The organism is Pseudoalteromonas sp. US3C1004 (assembly GCF_048401065.1).
In the GTDB taxonomy this organism is placed as follows: Bacteria; Pseudomonadota; Gammaproteobacteria; order Enterobacterales; family Alteromonadaceae; genus Pseudoalteromonas; species Pseudoalteromonas undina.
In genome coordinates this window covers 609816-626100 of the sequence record NZ_CP183074.1, presented here as the reverse complement: position 1 = coordinate 626100, position 16285 = coordinate 609816, and the positions used below count along the sequence as shown (strand labels likewise).

At 39.0% G+C, this 16285-nt stretch carries 15 protein-coding genes; 9 read left to right on the top strand and 6 right to left on the bottom strand.

Annotation, left to right across the window (positions count from 1 at the left end):
- Nucleotides 1–59: 59 nt before the first annotated feature.
- From ACNSN3_RS18140 to ACNSN3_RS18130, 3 genes are all read left to right on the top strand, one after another.
- Nucleotides 60–1976 (top strand): ATP-dependent DNA helicase, encoded by a 1917-nt coding sequence (locus ACNSN3_RS18140; RefSeq protein WP_418609314.1) that lies wholly within the window; start codon nucleotides 60–62, stop codon nucleotides 1974–1976.
- Between the two features lie 8 nt (nucleotides 1977–1984).
- Nucleotides 1985–2686, top strand: a complete 702-nt coding sequence (gene tsaB, locus ACNSN3_RS18135; RefSeq protein ID WP_055012053.1) for a tRNA (adenosine(37)-N6)-threonylcarbamoyltransferase complex dimerization subunit type 1 TsaB — start codon at nucleotides 1985–1987, stop codon at nucleotides 2684–2686.
- Nucleotides 2687–2759: 73 nt separating this feature from the next.
- Complete coding sequence (locus ACNSN3_RS18130; RefSeq protein WP_075170177.1) at nucleotides 2760–3089, top strand: hypothetical protein; 330 nt, start codon at nucleotides 2760–2762, stop codon at nucleotides 3087–3089.
- A 65-nt stretch (nucleotides 3090–3154) separates the two neighbouring features.
- Here ACNSN3_RS18130 and ACNSN3_RS18125 read toward each other — a convergent pair whose 3' ends face one another.
- A complete protein-coding gene (locus ACNSN3_RS18125; protein ID WP_010388854.1) occupies nucleotides 3155–4444 on the bottom strand; it encodes an alkaline phosphatase in 1290 nt (429 codons plus the stop codon).
- 186 nt (nucleotides 4445–4630) lie between these two features.
- Here ACNSN3_RS18125 and ACNSN3_RS18120 point away from each other — a divergent pair, with 186 nt between their 5' ends.
- The 3 genes from ACNSN3_RS18120 to rnd all read left to right on the top strand — a co-directional run bounded on the left by ACNSN3_RS18120 (nucleotide 4631) and on the right by rnd (nucleotide 8431).
- Nucleotides 4631–5482 carry an alpha/beta fold hydrolase gene (locus ACNSN3_RS18120; RefSeq protein WP_054201592.1) on the top strand — a complete coding sequence of 284 codons (852 nt, stop codon included), beginning with the start codon at nucleotides 4631–4633 and terminating at the stop codon, nucleotides 5480–5482.
- Nucleotides 5483–5597: 115 nt separating this feature from the next.
- Nucleotides 5598–7250 (top strand): long-chain-fatty-acid--CoA ligase FadD, encoded by a 1653-nt coding sequence (fadD, locus tag ACNSN3_RS18115; RefSeq protein ID WP_418609311.1) that lies wholly within the window; start codon nucleotides 5598–5600, stop codon nucleotides 7248–7250.
- 50 nt (nucleotides 7251–7300) lie between these two features.
- A complete protein-coding gene (rnd, locus tag ACNSN3_RS18110) occupies nucleotides 7301–8431 on the top strand; it encodes a ribonuclease D (RefSeq protein WP_418609310.1) in 1131 nt (376 codons plus the stop codon).
- A 54-nt stretch (nucleotides 8432–8485) separates the two neighbouring features.
- On the opposite strand, the gene minE is transcribed toward rnd, so the two are convergent.
- The 3 genes from minE to minC are packed head-to-tail and all read right to left on the bottom strand — an operon-like array spanning nucleotide 8486 to nucleotide 10270.
- A complete protein-coding gene (minE, locus tag ACNSN3_RS18105; RefSeq protein ID WP_008111532.1) occupies nucleotides 8486–8749 on the bottom strand; it encodes a cell division topological specificity factor MinE in 264 nt (87 codons plus the stop codon).
- A 1-nt stretch (nucleotide 8750) separates the two neighbouring features.
- The gene (gene minD / locus ACNSN3_RS18100) at nucleotides 8751–9560 is read right to left on the bottom strand and encodes a septum site-determining protein MinD (RefSeq protein ID WP_418609308.1); all 810 of its coding nucleotides are present in this window, start codon (nucleotides 9558–9560) and stop codon (nucleotides 8751–8753) included.
- 5 nt (nucleotides 9561–9565) lie between these two features.
- A complete protein-coding gene (gene minC / locus ACNSN3_RS18095) occupies nucleotides 9566–10270 on the bottom strand; it encodes a septum site-determining protein MinC (RefSeq protein ID WP_418609306.1) in 705 nt (234 codons plus the stop codon).
- 155 nt (nucleotides 10271–10425) lie between these two features.
- On the opposite strand from minC, the gene ACNSN3_RS18090 reads away from it, so the two are divergent.
- Together ACNSN3_RS18090 and ACNSN3_RS18085 are read left to right on the top strand one after the other, a co-directional pair.
- Nucleotides 10426–10707: a YcgL domain-containing protein gene (locus ACNSN3_RS18090; protein ID WP_008111526.1), complete on the top strand. Its 282-nt coding sequence runs from the start codon at nucleotides 10426–10428 to the stop codon at nucleotides 10705–10707.
- On the top strand, nucleotides 10700–11716 hold the full coding sequence (locus ACNSN3_RS18085) for a lytic murein transglycosylase (RefSeq protein WP_054201590.1): 1017 nt from the start codon (nucleotides 10700–10702) through the stop codon (nucleotides 11714–11716). Before ACNSN3_RS18090 ends, ACNSN3_RS18085 begins: the two co-directional genes overlap by 8 nt.
- A gap of 60 nt (nucleotides 11717–11776) precedes the next feature.
- Here ACNSN3_RS18085 and ACNSN3_RS18080 read toward each other — a convergent pair whose 3' ends face one another.
- The gene (locus ACNSN3_RS18080; RefSeq protein WP_010388849.1) at nucleotides 11777–12325 is read right to left on the bottom strand and encodes a GbsR/MarR family transcriptional regulator; all 549 of its coding nucleotides are present in this window, start codon (nucleotides 12323–12325) and stop codon (nucleotides 11777–11779) included.
- Nucleotides 12326–12542: 217 nt separating this feature from the next.
- Here ACNSN3_RS18080 and adhP point away from each other — a divergent pair, with 217 nt between their 5' ends.
- On the top strand, nucleotides 12543–13553 hold the full coding sequence (adhP, locus tag ACNSN3_RS18075) for an alcohol dehydrogenase AdhP (protein WP_010388847.1): 1011 nt from the start codon (nucleotides 12543–12545) through the stop codon (nucleotides 13551–13553).
- Nucleotides 13554–13622: 69 nt separating this feature from the next.
- On the opposite strand, the gene ACNSN3_RS18070 is transcribed toward adhP, so the two are convergent.
- Nucleotides 13623–16043, bottom strand: a complete 2421-nt coding sequence (locus ACNSN3_RS18070) for a TonB-dependent receptor (protein WP_418609303.1) — start codon at nucleotides 16041–16043, stop codon at nucleotides 13623–13625.
- Between the last annotated feature and the right edge of the window lie 242 nt (nucleotides 16044–16285).

Sequence of the window (16285 nt, the reverse complement as noted above, 5' to 3'; positions counted from 1 at the left end):
CACTTTGGCTTGCCCTTCCTCAACAGCTTACGTAGAATCCTGCTATTATTTTTTACATAGTGATTGGTATTATCAAACAGCTGTTTAGTGCGACCGGGCCTTTGGCTTTATCAATAGGTGGATACACACCGCGCCAGCCTCAAATCGATATGGCGGTGGCGGTTGAGGATGCATTAAAAACCAGATCTCAACTTGTTGTTGAGGCAGGCACTGGCACAGGCAAAACCTTTGCTTATTTAGCTCCCGCTCTTAAATCTAAGGGCAAAACGATTATTTCAACCGGTTCTAAAGCACTGCAAGAACAGCTGTATCACCGCGATTTACCCGTACTAGTAAAAGCCTTAGGCGCAGCTAAAAAAACGGCACTGTTAAAAGGGCGTGCCAATTATTTATGCACTTATCGGCTAACTCAACATGTGGCACACGTACCAACAGACGACCCTGATGTAATGCATCAACTAGCAATGGTTGCTAAATTTGCCAGTGAAACTCACAGCGGCGATTTAGCTGATTGTATTGGTATTGAAGAAGATGCCAAAGTATTGCCGTATGTAAGCTCGACTGCAGATAACTGTTTAGGCAAAGAGTGCCCAGACTTTCAAGAATGCTATATTCGCAAAGCGCGTTTAAAAGCCGGGGATGCCGATGTTGTGGTAATAAATCACCATTTGTTTTTTGCTGATATGGCGGTAAAGGAATCTGGTTTTGCAGAGCTTATGCCTAATGCCGATGCCTACATATTTGATGAAGCTCACCAATTAAGCGAAATTGCCAGTGACTATTTTGGCGAAACCATGAGCACCAAAAAGCTGGTGGATTTAATTAACGATTTGCGCGCTATTTATCGCGCTGAAATTCCAGACATGCTGCAATTAGGCAAAAGTTTAAATAAACTTGAAACCAGTGTCGCTGATTTAAGGCTGCAGTTTGGAGTAGATGGCAGCCGAGGTGACTGGCGTGAAAAGCTCAGTAATAAGCTTATTTGCTCGGCATTACACCGGGTTATTAGTGATTTAGAGTTTGTGTATCAGGTATTAAAGTTATGCTTAGAGCGAAGTGATAAAATAGAACATCCGTTTGAACGAGTATTGGCTTTTAAAGGTCAGTTAGAGCGCGTATTCGATACTGCTCAAACAGGTTTTAGTTACTGGTACGAAACCACGAGGCGCTATTTAACTATTAATATTACGCCTCTGAATGTATCGGCTAAATTTGCTTTAATGATGAAAGAGTCGGGTTCAGGATTTGTTTTTACCTCGGCCACGTTATCGGTCGACAATGAACTGAGCCACTTTAATGCGAGCCTTGGCTTAAAACCAAAGCAAAGTATGATGGTAGATAGCCCGTTTGATTATGAAAATCAGGCGTTGCTGTGCTTACCTCGTTATTTACCACAATCGCATGAAGATAATATGCCCCATGCGATTGTTAAATTAACCTTAGAGCTTATTAAGTCCGCTAAAGGGCGTTGTTTTGTGTTATTTACCAGTTACCGTATGATGCATTTAGTGGCTGAGGGCTTAACTACGCAAATGGACTACCCAGTTTATATGCAAGGGCAAATGTCTAAACGAATTATACTAGAAAAATTTACTCGCCATGGTAATGCGGTATTGCTGGGCACCGCGTCATTTTGGGAAGGGGTTGATGTACGAGGTAGTACCTTAAGCTGTGTTATTATAGATAAGCTGCCATTTGCTGCACCTGATGACCCTTTACTACAAGCTAAAATGCAAGATTGCCAAATGCAAGGCAAAGACCCGTTTGCACATATTCAATTACCTCAAGCGGTGATTGCCTTAAAGCAGGGGGTAGGTCGCTTAATAAGAGACAACAAAGATAAAGGCGTGCTAGTGATTTGCGATAATCGTTTAGTAACACGCCAATATGGACAAGTATTTTTAAAGAGTTTACCGCCAATGCGCCGTACACGTAGCTTAGAAGATGCCAATACATTTTTAAAACATATTAATTGAGTACAAAAATGATCAAAAGTAACATTCTCGCCCTAGATGCCTCTACTGAAGCATTATCAATTGTTTTGCATTATCAGGGTAAAACATTTCATCATTTTGAAGAGTGCCCGCAGCAGCATAGCCAAAAAATTCTGCCACTTATTGATGAGCTACTTGGTAAAGCCGGCTGTAAATTAAAAGATTTAGACGTAATAGGATTTGGCCAAGGGCCAGGTAGCTTTACTGGCGTGCGTATAAGCGTAGCCATTGCCCAAGGTCTTGCGTATTCAACTAATTTACCATTAGTTGGGGTATCTACTTTAGCAGTCATGGCGCAACAGGCGTTTGAACAGTTTGGTGCTAACGATGTTTATTCTAGTATTGACGCGCGTATGGGAGAAATCTACTTTGCTCAATACCACGCAAAAGATGGATTAATGACACTTAAAGGCGAAGAGCGAGTATTCAAACCTGAATTGTTAGATGCAACTTTGATAGATTCAAATATCGATGCTGCAGCCGTGGGGACTGGTTTTAAAAGTTACCCTGATGCACTAACGCCATTTAATAATGTAACCATACAGCCTGAAGTAACCTTACCGGATGCACATTATATGTTGGCACTCGTAGAGGCGCAGTACCTTGCAGGTAAGGGTGTAAAAGCCAGTGATGCACAACCAAAGTATGTGCGTGATACGGTAACATGGAAAAAATTACCGGGCCGTGAATAAGATAAACACGGTTGTTTGCAAATTAAGCGATTTTAAATCATAATTTAGTTATGTTGTTGGTTGGAGAAGCGCTGTGTCGCTACCTATAAGTTCAGGTTTTTTTACAGGTGATATACCTGCTAAGGTGCGTTCTACTTCGGTAGTTCCGGCGCAGCCTGAACGAGTAGTAGAGCAAGCCAAACCACAAAAAACTAATACCGATTATGTCAAAAGCAGCCCAGAAGGGCTTGAACTTGCAAAAGAGTTTACAAAAGCGAACAGCAAAGATACCCAATACAGCCAAACTATTTACGATCAACCCAGTGCTCAAGTAAGCAAAGCGATTTCTACTTATACTGAGTTTGCTAATTTAGAGCGAAGAGCTGAAGTTCAAAGTTTAATTGGTGTTGATATATACGCTTAGCTTAGATTAAAAAAAATAAAAAAGCCCGAATGAATTATTCGGGCTTTTTTATTAAGTTTCAAAAACTACTGCTTTATATAACCAATTAATTTTTTAGCTATATCGGTATTATTTTGAGAGCCAACAAAGTCATCGCTATTTTTGCCATAGGCAAATACTTGTACATCAGACGCTGTGTGACCGCCCGTTGTCCAACCTGTAAAGCTTAAGTCATTAATAATGCTTTTAACGGCCAAGTTTAGGGTTTTCTCGCCCATAGCTTTGGCTTGTTTAAGCTTAATTTCGTTTTCAGTTGTAAATTCAATACTGGTATTAGCTTGCCATACCGTTTTAAGGTTATCAGAACCCATTAGTAATTTGGTCAATGTGCCCGCAGTGGCTTTTACACCTTTGATGACATCTGTTTCCCATTTATATTGGCCATGTGCACCAATAGTTAAACCGCCTGTTGAGTGGTCTGCCGTGATCACTAAAATAGTGTCTGGGTTGTTATCTACATAGGCTTTAGCCGTTTCGATTGATTTAGCAAAGTCATCCATTTCAGCCATTGCACAGGCAATGTCGTTTGCGTGACCACACCAGTCAATTTGGCTGCCTTCAATCATCACAAAAAAGCCTTTATCATTTTGCCCATCAAGCAAATCAAACGCTTTAGAAGTTAACTGCTTTAATCTTGTTGGGTTTTCATCAAGAGCAAACGGTAAGCCTTTAGGTGCATATAAACCTATAGCAGGCACTTGAGTGATTTGACCAAGGTTTTGAATATCATCGCCATATTGATAACCAGCTTGTTTAAATTCGTCTACTAAGTTTCTGTCATCACGAATAAAGTATTGAGTACCACCGCCTAACATTAAATCTACCGGTAATTTACCTGCAATTTTATTGTCAATGTAGTCATTAGCAATATCATCGTAGTTTCTTCTTGATTCATTATGTGCGGCAAAACTTGCTGGTGTTGCATGGTTTATTTGTGAGGTAGCTACTAAAGCTGTTGTCATTCCTTGCTCTTTTGCAATTTCTAGCATGGTTTTAACAGGCTTTTTAGCTGTATCGACGGCAATAGCGCCATTATAACTTTTATGGCCGCTGCTAAGTGCAGTTGCACCTGCTGCGCTGTCTGTAACATAGGTATGGTCATCTGGATACGTGTGCGCCATGCCTTTTAATATGGTATCAAAAACGGTGGTTTCTATTTCTTTTGTTGTTGGGTCATCTTTGTAGTATCGATAAGCGGTTGTGAAAGCGGGACCCATGCCATCACCAATCATATAAATAACATTTTTAGGCGCTGTTTGAGCAAATGCTCCTGTTGTTGTACATAAAAGCGCTAATAAGCCGAACTGTTTTTTCATTGTGTGTACCCTTTAAGTGTACTTATTTTAATAGCGACTATTATTGTATACTGATGACCAGATAAATAAATGAATATGTTATGAAATCTCGCGATTTAAGTGTGTGCTCTTCTAGCTCGGTTCTATTATTTGTGTAATAACTCTTGTATGTTATTGCTATAACCAAATAAAAAGTAGAGGTTTGCATTGCAACCATTTTCTGTCAAAGCTAACGACTTAGATATACATGGCCTTAAATTTGGAGACGGTGAAGAGGTTGTTATTGCGCTTCACGGTTGGTTAGATAACAGTGCTAGCTTTGCACCTATGCTAACTGACGTACCGTCAAATCAAACATGGTATTGTATTGATTTTGCAGGGCATGGACTATCATCTTGGCGAAGCCCTCAGGCACATTACTACTTTATTGATTATGTGGATGATGTGTATGCCTTAATCACAGCGCTTAAATTAAAAAAGGTACATTTGGTCGGGCATTCGATGGGGGCGATGGTCGCGGGTTTATTTGCGAGTTGTTTTAACGAGTATGTTAAATCCGTTTCTTTTATTGAAGGAATTGGCTGCGTTACCACGCAAGCAAATGAAGTCGCTTCGCAGCTAAGAAATGCCATACTTAACAGGGCACGGTTAACGATTAAAAAATCAAGGACATATACTTCTAAAGAGCAAATTTATCAAGCGCGTGCAAAAACAACTGATTTAAATGATGAACTAATTGCGTTGCTGATGGACAGAAATATAAAACAAATGCACAGTGGGTTTGAGTTAACGACTGATCCTAAGCTTAAAAATCACTCAGGTTTTCGATTTGATGAAGCGCAATGTATTGGTGCAATAAAAGAATTAATTGCACCATGTCAATTAATATTAGGTGATAAAGGTTATCCATTTGTAAAACAAAATTTAGACAAGTATAGTAAATATTACAATAACTTGAGTGTAATAGATGTGCCCGGTGGACATCATTGCCATATGCAAAGTAGTGGGCTATGTTTTGAACACATTCACGCATTTATGGTGCAAAGTAGTGCATGTTAATTGTATATTACCGATAAATGTGGGATTATCTCTAGATTAGAGTATTTGCTCAATTGTGAAAGTGCCTTACTTAGATTAAGGTTAATAAAAATATAATTATAAACAGGGGCTAAGAGTGGAAAAAATCTGGCTTAAGCGCTACCCAGAAGGTATGCCTGAAACAATCGATCCTGAGCACTACAACTCGTTACTCGAAGTGTTTGAAAAAAGTTTTAATGAATACAAAGATTTACCTGCATTTACAAATATGGGTAAAACATTGTCATACAACGAAATAGATGCAGCAACGAAACGTGTTGCCGCCTATATTCAAAACAACTTAGGGCTAAAAAAAGGCGATAAAGTCGCTGTGATGATGCCTAACCTGTTGCAAACCCCTATTGCTATTTTAGGTATTTTACGCGCAGGGTGCGTTGTGGTTAACGTTAATCCACTTTACACCGTACGTGAGCTAGAGCATCAGTTAAAAGATTCTGAAACATCGGCAATATTTATACTAGCTAACTTTGCTGATACGCTTGAAAAAGCGCTGCCTAACACTGACGTGAAACACATTGTGGTTACCCAAGTAGGTGACATGATGGGGGGTCTTAAAAAGCATTTAGTTAATTTTGTAGTTAAGCATTTCAAAAAAATGGTGCCAAGTTACACGTTACCTAACACGATTAAATTTTGTGATTTATTAAAAGCTGATCCAAATGGCTACACACGCCCAGACGTTAATTTAAGTGACTTAGCTTTTTTACAGTACACAGGTGGAACTACCGGTGTATCTAAAGGCGCAATGTTGAGCCATGGCAATATGGTAGGCAACCTTGAACAAGTGTCTGGTTGTTTAGACAAAGTACTTGACCGTGGTAGTGAAGTGGTTATTACCGCGCTTCCGCTTTATCATATATTTGCGCTAACAGCTAACTGTTTGGCATTTATGAAGTACGGTGGTTTAAACGTTTTAATTACTAATCCACGTGATATGCCTGGATTTGTAAAAGAGCTGAGCCAGCATAAATTTACTGCTATTACAGGGGTTAATACTCTATTTAATGGCTTATTAAACACTCCTGGTTTCTCTGAACTTGATTTTAGTCACCTTAAAATGTCATTGGGTGGCGGTATGGCGGTACAACGTCCTGTTGCAGAAAAGTGGCAAAAAGTGACCAATACTAAATTAATGGAAGGCTATGGCTTAACTGAATGTGCTCCATTAGTAACAATTAGCCCATATGATTTAGAGGCATATAATGGCTCTATTGGTTTACCTGCGCCAAGTACAGATATTAAGTTAATGCTTGATAACGGTGAAGAAGCGGCTAAAGGTGAACCAGGCGAGCTATGGGTTAAAGGCCCTCAAGTTATGCTTGGGTACTATAATCGCCCAGACGCCACCGCTGAATGTTTAAAAGATGGTTGGTTTGCAACCGGCGATATTGCGACGTACGATGATGAAGGTTTCTTCTATATTGTTGACCGTAAAAAAGACATGATTATTGTTTCAGGCTTTAATGTTTTCCCAAATGAGATTGAAGAAGTGGTTGCAATGCATGAAGGTGTATTAGAAGTTGCTGCAATTGGTATTCCTCATGACATTAGTGGTGAACAAGTTAAAGTTTTTGTTGTGAAAAAAGACCCTTCTTTAACTGAAAAAGATATAATAAAACATTGTCGTGATAATTTAACTAATTATAAGGTTCCTAAACTCGTTGAGTTTAAGGATGAGTTACCCAAAACTAACGTGGGTAAAATTCTCAGAAGAGCCTTAAAAGATTAGCAACTATAAAAAAGCCGACATATGTCGGCTTTTTTATTGTAGGAGACTCAGTGCACTACCAATTGATCCAAACCCAAAATGAGCTAAATACGTTTGTAGAACAAATAAAAAACAAACCCATTCTTGCTATTGATACCGAGTTTATGCGCCGCCGTACTTTGTATCCCGAAGTTGCACTCATTCAAGTTTATGATGGCGAACATTTAGCACTTATCGACCCGCTAGCAGAGCTTTCCTTATTTGATTTTTGGCAGATACTTAAAGATCCAAACGTGTTAAAAGTACTTCATTCTCCTTCAGAAGATATTGAAGTTTTTCAAAAATATGCAGGTTTTGTTCCTTATCCATTGTTTGATACTCAGTTTGCACTTCAGCTATTAGGTGAGGGCAACTGTATGGGGTTTGCCTTAATGGTAAAAACCTTATTGAATATTGAAATTGATAAAAGTGAATCGCGCACCAATTGGTTACAACGTCCTCTCACTCAAAAACAACTTGAATACGCTGCGGCCGATACGTTTCACTTACTGCCTTGTTTTGAGTTAATTATAGACAGCATTAAAGCAGCTGATTTATTCGACATTGTGATCAATGAAAGTAAATTAGTGGCAAACAAGCGTGCTTTTCAAACACCAGATGAGTTACTTTATAAAGAGATTAAAAATGCATGGCAGCTTAAGCCGCATGAATTAGCGGTACTTAAAGAGTTAGCTGTGTGGCGAAGAAATAAAGCAATTCGAAAAAATCTAGCGCTTAACTTTGTGCTAAAAGAGCATAACATGACTGAAATCGCTAAACGAGGTCCTTCAAGTTTAAATGCCTTGAGACAAATTCCGGGTGTTGAGCCTATTGAAGTGAATCGTTCAGGGGTTGAAATTTTAAAGTGCATTGAGCAGGCTAAAACAGTTCCACCTGAACAGCACCCACAAGTACTCAAACGTCTCATTGATTTTCCTACGTATAAAAAAGTAGCGAAAGAAATCAAACAAAAAATTACGAAAGTTGCTAAAGAGCACAATATACCAGAAGACGTTATGGCATCTAAAAAGCAAATTAATCAGCTAATTAGTTGGAATTGGAAATTAACGGATGAACAAAAAGCAAATCACATAAAGCCAGATTTACTCAGTTCATGGCGCTATGACTTTGTTAAAGATGCCCTTAAAGAGTGGGATAATTAAAGTCATAAAGGCGAGTGACAAACAAATAAAAAGGGCGCTTAGCGCCCTTGTTTGTTATTTCTTTTCTTCGTCAGGTAATGTGACATTGAGCTCGAGTACGGCTAAATCGTCTTCATTTTGATCAAACTGAACTTGAACCGCATCGGCGCCTACATTTACGTACTTACGAATGACATCTAATATATCTTGCTTTAATTGCGGCAAGTAATCAGGTGTACCACGCTGAGAACGTTCGTGCGCGACAATGATCTGCAATCGCTCTTTTGCTAATGACGCACTGTTTTTCTTTTCTGAGCGGAAGTAGTCAAGTAAAGACACATTAACCTCCAAATATCCGTTTGAATAAACCCTTTTTCTCAACATCTAAAAATCTAAATTCAATCGTTTCACCTAATAAACGACTGATCGCATCGGCATAAGCTTGGCCTGCGTCAGATTCGCTATCAAGGATAACGGGTTGTCCTGAGTTAGATGCACTAAGTACTGCTTGAGATTCAGGAATGACACCTAGTAAGTCGATGGCTAAAATGTCCTGGATATCTTCAACAGATAGCATTTCACCTTTTGTTACACGATCTGGATTATAGCGTGTTATTAGCAAATGCTCTTTAATGTTTTCTAAACCTTCTTCGGCGCGTTTAGATTTACTGTGTAAAATTCCAAGTATACGATCAGAATCTCGTACTGATGAAACCTCTGGATTAGTGGTTACAATTGCTTCATCAGCAAAGTACATTGCCATCATTGCACCGGCTTCAATACCTGCCGGAGAATCACAGACTATGTAGTCAAAGTCTTCTTTTAACTCATTAAGTACACGTTCAACACCTTCGCGTGTGAGTGCATCTTTATCGCGTGTTTGTGATGCAGGAAGTAAAAATAACTTCTCTACACGTTTATCTTTTATGAGTGCTTGGTTAAGGTTGGCTTCGCCATTGATTACATTAACGAAGTCATACACTACGCGACGTTCACAACCCATAATTAGGTCTAAATTACGTAAGCCGATATCAAAATCGATGATAACAGTTTTGTAGCCTTTTAGTGCTAAGCCTGTACCAATTGCTGCGCTTGATGTTGTTTTACCAACACCCCCTTTACCCGAGGTAACGACAATTATTTTTGCCATGAGATTTATCCTTTAACCAAAGCTGAAATTTCTAAAGATTCATTTTTTTGTTGTATTTGAACTGCGTTACCCCAGTGTTCACCTTGCAGTGAGTCACTGATCCAGTAATTACCATTGATTGAAACGAGTTCTGCTTCTAATTTATTACAAAATATATATGCGTTTTCTAGCCCTTTTGCACCGGCAATAGCACGGCCGCGTAGAGTTCCATAAATGTGTACATTACCATCGGCAATCACTTCTGCACCATGGCTTACTGCACCTAACACCACTAAATCACGGTCTTTGGCGTAAACTTGTTGGCCTGAGCGTACTGCACCATTAATAATTTGTGCTGGTAAATACACGGTTTTTTCAACCACTGACGTATTAGCCTCTACTCTTGCGGGTTCACTCTTAACGTCTTGTGAATAGTTTAAAACAGATAACCCTGCAGCTTTTGCTTGTTTGTGTTGCTCATCCGAACCATTACATACACCCACCGCATTAAAGCTCATACGTTCAATAAGTGATTTTAAATGAACAAAGTCGATTGTGCTGTTTTTTACTTCAATTAAATTAACGACAATGGGGGCACCCTCAAAGAATTTTGGGGCTTGGGCTATTTTTACATACAGTTGTTCTGCTAAAAGGTTAATATCAGTACTATAAAGATGTAAAACTGATAATGTAAAAAGGTTGCCTTTTAGCTCAAAAATTTGGTCCGACATAGATGCTCAACTGGATTGTCTAGTTAGCATGTAACATTATATAAACCTAGGCTGAACAAGGCTTTTATTAAAGTTTCCACACTAATTTTTATAACTTATTATTATTGCCATGTTATAGTGTGTAGCACTGTTAAGCAAGATTTTATAGGGCCATAATGCTAACTGCGGTATATAAAAGTAAGAAAAAAGCAGATACTTTCTTATTTATTGAAAAAAGAGACGATTTTAGTAAAGTTCCGGAACCTTTAATGGCCATGTTTGGTCAACCTCAGTACGTGATGATCATTAACTTAGCTAAGCGAACTCAATTAGGCGTAGCGGATTTAGACACTTTAAAACAGTCGCTTAGCGACCAAGGCTATTATTTACAAATTCCGCCACCAGAGGAAAACTTGCTGAGTCAATTAAGAAAACAAAATGGAGTAGATAGTGATTAAAAAATTAGCAGTTGTATTGTGTGGTGTATGTTTAAGCTCATCGGTGATGGCAAAAACCCAAGCTGAGTTTCAACAATACCTTACTAATTTAAAGCAAGAGGCAATAGCTAAAGGCTACGATACTCAGTTAATTGAGCAAGCATTTGCCACTGCATCTTATAAAGAAAAAGTGATTTCTGCAGATAAAAATCAGCCTGAAGTAAAAGAAACACTGGAAACATATTTACCAAAACGTGTGCCTCAATGGAAAATTGATCGTGCGCGTAAATTATATAAAGAAAACCAAGAAGTTTTAGAGAAGGTCGCAAAAGACTTTGGTGTTCAAGCACGCTTTATCGTGGCTATTTGGGGCTTAGAGAGTAATTTTGGTGCCATTCAAGGTGGCCACAACGTGATTTCATCGTTGGTAACACTGGCATTTGATGGACGCCGTGAAGCTCTATACAAGCGCCAATTATGGGCAGCACTGGATATATTAAAGTCGGGTCATATTACGCTTGATAAATTTAAAGGCTCATGGGCAGGTGCAATGGGGCAAACTCAATTTATGCCAACCTCATTTAATGCCTATGCTGTAGATTACAACAATGATGGCCGCAAAGATATTTGGACAACCAAGGAAGACGCGTTTGCCTCTATTGCTAATTACTTAAAGCAAGAGGGTTGGAATGACAACTTAACCTGGGGTCGCCAAGTTCAATTACCTGCTGATTTTGACCAGCAGTATATTTTAAAGCGCGGTACTAAAACACGTAAGCAATGGCTTGAATATTGGAACAATTCAGAGCGCTCACTCGCTGATTGGCAAGCATTAGGGGTTCGTCGTGCTGATGGCAGCGATTTACCAAATGTTGCTGTGGATGCTGCACTAGTGATGCCTGATGATGTAAATGGGCGCATGTATTTAGCATACGACAACTACAAGGTATTTATGCACTGGAATCGGTCATATTACTTTGCAACTAGCGTGGGCTATTTGTCAGATAGAATTGCTTACCCAAAGATTTAAGCTAAAGCAAATAACTAAAAAAAGCCGCAAATTGCGGCTTTTTTGTGAATTACATATCGACTAAATTTCTTTTTTAAATATTTTATCTTTTAGGTCAATGACTTTGCCAATCCCTGAACCTAGTTTCATTAGCTTATTAAGCTGCTCAGGAGTTAAACGTTGTAATTCTGAGGACCATTTAGTTACTGTTTCAAGTAAGTTATGGATTTCGCCCATTTGTTTTTGAGCATAAATTTCATCGTCGTTACTTGCTTCGTCTAGTAAGTTATCTCGGAGTAAGCTCAGTGTAGGCTCAACTTCACGTTTTTTGCGCTCTTCGAATACGCGATTTGCCATATCCCAAATATCGCCTGCAGGGGCATAGTACTCTTTTCTATCTCCTGGGATATGCATTACTTTGATCAGCTGCCAAGATTGTAATTCTTTGATCCCCATACTCACGTTACCGCGAGAGATACTTAGCGCATCAGCGATTTGATTTGCCGTCATTGGATCTTTAGTAATAATCAATAAACCACACATTTGTCCAATGGTGCGATTAAATCCCCAGCGGCTGCCCATCTCACCACAATGCATTACAAAGGCAAAGTTTTTTTCTGATAATGTCATTGTTACAAGTTTCAAAAATAAATGAAATCTATGCTAGCACGCTGGTTAAGTATGGCAAGACTTAAGCTGGGATAAAAAACCACGTTTTACGACTAATGATTGATATAGATTAATATTTAAGCATTTATAGTGAGGTATGTTGCGGGTATGCAACATAATCTTGCCGTTTAACGCCCTTGTTAAATAGCATAAACTTTTTATAAACGATGGAATGACTATGAAAGCAGCAATAAATACAGAATATAAAGGCAAGTTAGCGATCACCGATTTACCTATTCCAGAAGTAGGCCCTGACGACGTCCTAGTAAAAATAGCCGCTTGTGGTGTGTGCCACACTGATTTACACGCATGTCATGGTGATTGGCCGGTAAAACCAAAAATGCCATTAGTACCTGGACACGAAGGTGTTGGTGTAATAGAAAAACTAGGAAGTAATATTAAGCACTTAGAAGTGGGCGATAGAGTAGGCGTACCATGGCTATACAGTGCATGTGGCCATTGTGAGTTTTGTTTAGATGGACGCGAAACCCTTTGTTTATCGCAACATAATACGGGTTACTCTATTGACGGTGGGTATGCAGAATACTGTTTAGCTCATGGTGACTACATCATCAAAATACCGGAAGGTTTAGGTTTTGCTGAAGCTGCCCCCTTATTTTGTGCCGGCGTAACAACGTATAAAGCTTTAAAAGTATCTGGTGCTAAACCAGGTCAATGGGTTGCTATTGTCGGTGTGGGTGGTTTAGGGCACTTAGCAGTGCAATATGCAAAAGCAATGGGCTTTAATGTTATTGCGGTAGATACTGGTAAAGAGAAAATGGCGCTAGCTAAAGAGTTGGGTGCTGATATTACGCTTGATTTTAAAGAAGTAGTGCCCAGTGAGGCTATTTTTGAGCAAGTAGGTGGCGCGCATGCTGTTGTTTGTACGGCAGTATCAAAACCAGGTTTTGAACAAGCTTATAAAAGTGTTCGCCGAGGGGGGAAATGTGTATTGGTTGGTTTACCGCCTGAAGATATGCCATTGCCAATTTTTGACACCGTATTAAATGGTGTTTCAGTGGTTGGATCTATTGTAGGTACACGCAAAGATCTGCAAGAATGTCTTGAATTTGCTGCGCAAGGCAAAGTAAAAGCCATCATTGAAGAGAAAAAACTTGAAGATATTAATGAAATTTTTGATGACATGCTTAAAGGCGAAATAAACGGCCGCATAGTTGTTACGATTTAATATTAAGGTTTACATGAAAAAAGCACGGTATCTCAATTGAAATACCGTGCTTTTTAAATTATTAAACTATTAAAGTGTGTAACTAAAGCTTAGCTTTGCATTACGTTCTTCACCTGGCATTCCGCCTAAAAACATGGCTTTAGAATAGTATTTTTTATTAAACAGGTTATTAATGTTTAATTGCATCTGCCAGTTGTCTGCTTTATAGCTAACCGCAGCATCATATACGGTATAAGCGGGTACGTAGCCATTATCAATACCAAATGAACTTGAGTTAGTACTACGCTTATCAACAAATGTTAAACCTGCGCTTAAATCAACTGCGTGCGGTAATTCAAACAGCGCTGCTGAATATGTTACCCATGAACTAGCTGTTACATAGGGTACACCTTTTTGACGAGTATTATAGCTGTCACGATTTGGGTTGGTTTTATCGCGGGCGTCTTGATAAACACCGTTGATATTAACTTTCCATTGATCGTTCAAATAGGCATTTAAATCAATCTCTACACCTTTTGTTTGTTCTTCACCATCAAAGAAGCTCTCTACTACATTAGGTGCTGACACGCCGGCTTCATAAAGAGGGTTGGCATATTCTAAATTAGTACGCGCACTTTCAAATACCACAATTGATGCCAGTAATTGGTCATCAAATGCTTTAAAACGAAATCCTAAATCATTACTCACAGATTCGGAATCGTCTCTATCGGCTTCATTACCGGCAACAGAGCCAAGAACACTGTAAGCTGTGCGCCCTTTAGAGTGATTTAAAAACAAAGCCATATCAGCGTTTACTTGATAAGTAGCACCTAGGTTATACGTTAAACCACTGTCTGAGGTATTTGCTTCTGGCGTTGGATTTGCGCGGCTTTGACTATAACGAGGGTCAACACCAAAGTGCTCGTAACTTTGTTTAATACGATTATGAGCAACACCAATACGAGTAGTGATCTTATCGTTAATGTAAGCAACATGTTGAAGGCCTACGCCCCATGCTTGTACTTTTTTATTGTAATCACTGGTTTTAAGCGGATCATAATCAGCAAATTCATCCGCAGGCCAATTTGGCTGGCGTATATCAAAAATATACGGTAGTGCACCTTGGTAAATAACTTCTCCGGCTTTGTTTTTAATGACCTTATCGGCATCATAAATGGAGTATTGTTTAAAACGAATATCTCGGTCTTCGTAGTTGGCATTAACCAGTAATTCGTTTTCTATATTGCCGAGCATAAAGTCATAACGTAAATCTAAAAAGTATTGCCATGATTTCTCATCTGCTTCTACTTGGCGATATTCTTGGCGTCTAGCTGCGAAAGGGTGTAATACATTATCAACAACTAACGGTGCGCGTGGATCTTGGTTAATTACACCACGTCGGTTCCAATACACATAATTATAAGCACCTGTTTGGCGAGCAAAGCTAGAGGTGTAATTACGGTACTGTAGCTGTTGATTTAAAAATAAATCATCACTAATGTAGTAATTGTGCGCTAATTTAAAACGCAGCTCTTCACCTTCGTTATCCTTTGCCATCGGTGATATTATGCCATTGGTACCAAAGTTAAAGGGTGTTAAACCATCATTGCTTGCCAAAGAGTTAGCGAGTTCATTTCGTTGTGCTTCACTCAATTGTAAGCCACTTGCTGTAGGGTCATTAACTAAATCGGCGGCTGATACTTCTCCTGCAGTTAAACCGTTAACCGATTTACTGTTAAAAATACGAATAGGGTGGCCAATAGAATCCACTGCAATAGCATCTTTAATATATGCCCCAGACAATACAAAAGATTGCTGGTCATTAAGCACATATTTTAAAGACGAGTAAATTTCATCGCGCTGATCTTTTAAATCACGAAAGCCATCGCTAGAGGCGGTTTTGGCCATAACCCGATAAGCTAAATCGTCGGTTATTGCATTGGTGCTATCAAGTGCAAGCGAATAACTATCCCACTGGCCAATATCCATTTCTAGGGTATGTTGCTCGTTAAACTGTGGTTTTTTTTCAATCAGGTTGATGACACCACCGGCACTACCCATACCATACAAGCCCGTTGCAGGGCCTTTTAATACTTCAATTGATTCAACATTGGTTAAAGAGCGAGTAGGGTTAAATGTATTGCCTAACCCTGCGCCGCCATACATGCCATCGTAAGTGTAATTAGCGCCCAAGCCACGAATAACTAAGTTGTCACCAATGCCATAGTTATTACCCGCTTGAGTTAGGCCACTCACATTACGGATCACGTCCTGAAGACTATCAATACCTTGTGACTCAATCAGTGCTTTATCAACAATGACCACGGGTGCAGGAGTTTCCATTAGCGACATGTCTGATTTAGTTGCTAAACCTGAATTCATCACCACTCGGTTTTGTTGCTCGTAAACGCTAATTCGTTCAATATCTGAATTAACTTGTGACTCGTTAGCCATTGCTAAACTTGCGTTTAAGCACGCTAGAGTGAGGAGAGAGTATTGAAACCTTTTCATAAACTGATAACCATTCGCATTTGTTAATTTGCGCGGATGATAATAGTTATCATTTTAAATTTAAATAAAAAGTTCAAACTTTTTTACTTTAATGCGCACGTTTGCTTGATTGTTATTCAATGTGATTTAAAAGTAATCATATTTGAAAATTTCAATGGAGTATTACAGTAGTTAGTTGGTTTAACGGAAAGATTATTTTAAATAAAAAATTGATGGTTAAATGAGCTGCTTTGCTACATTTG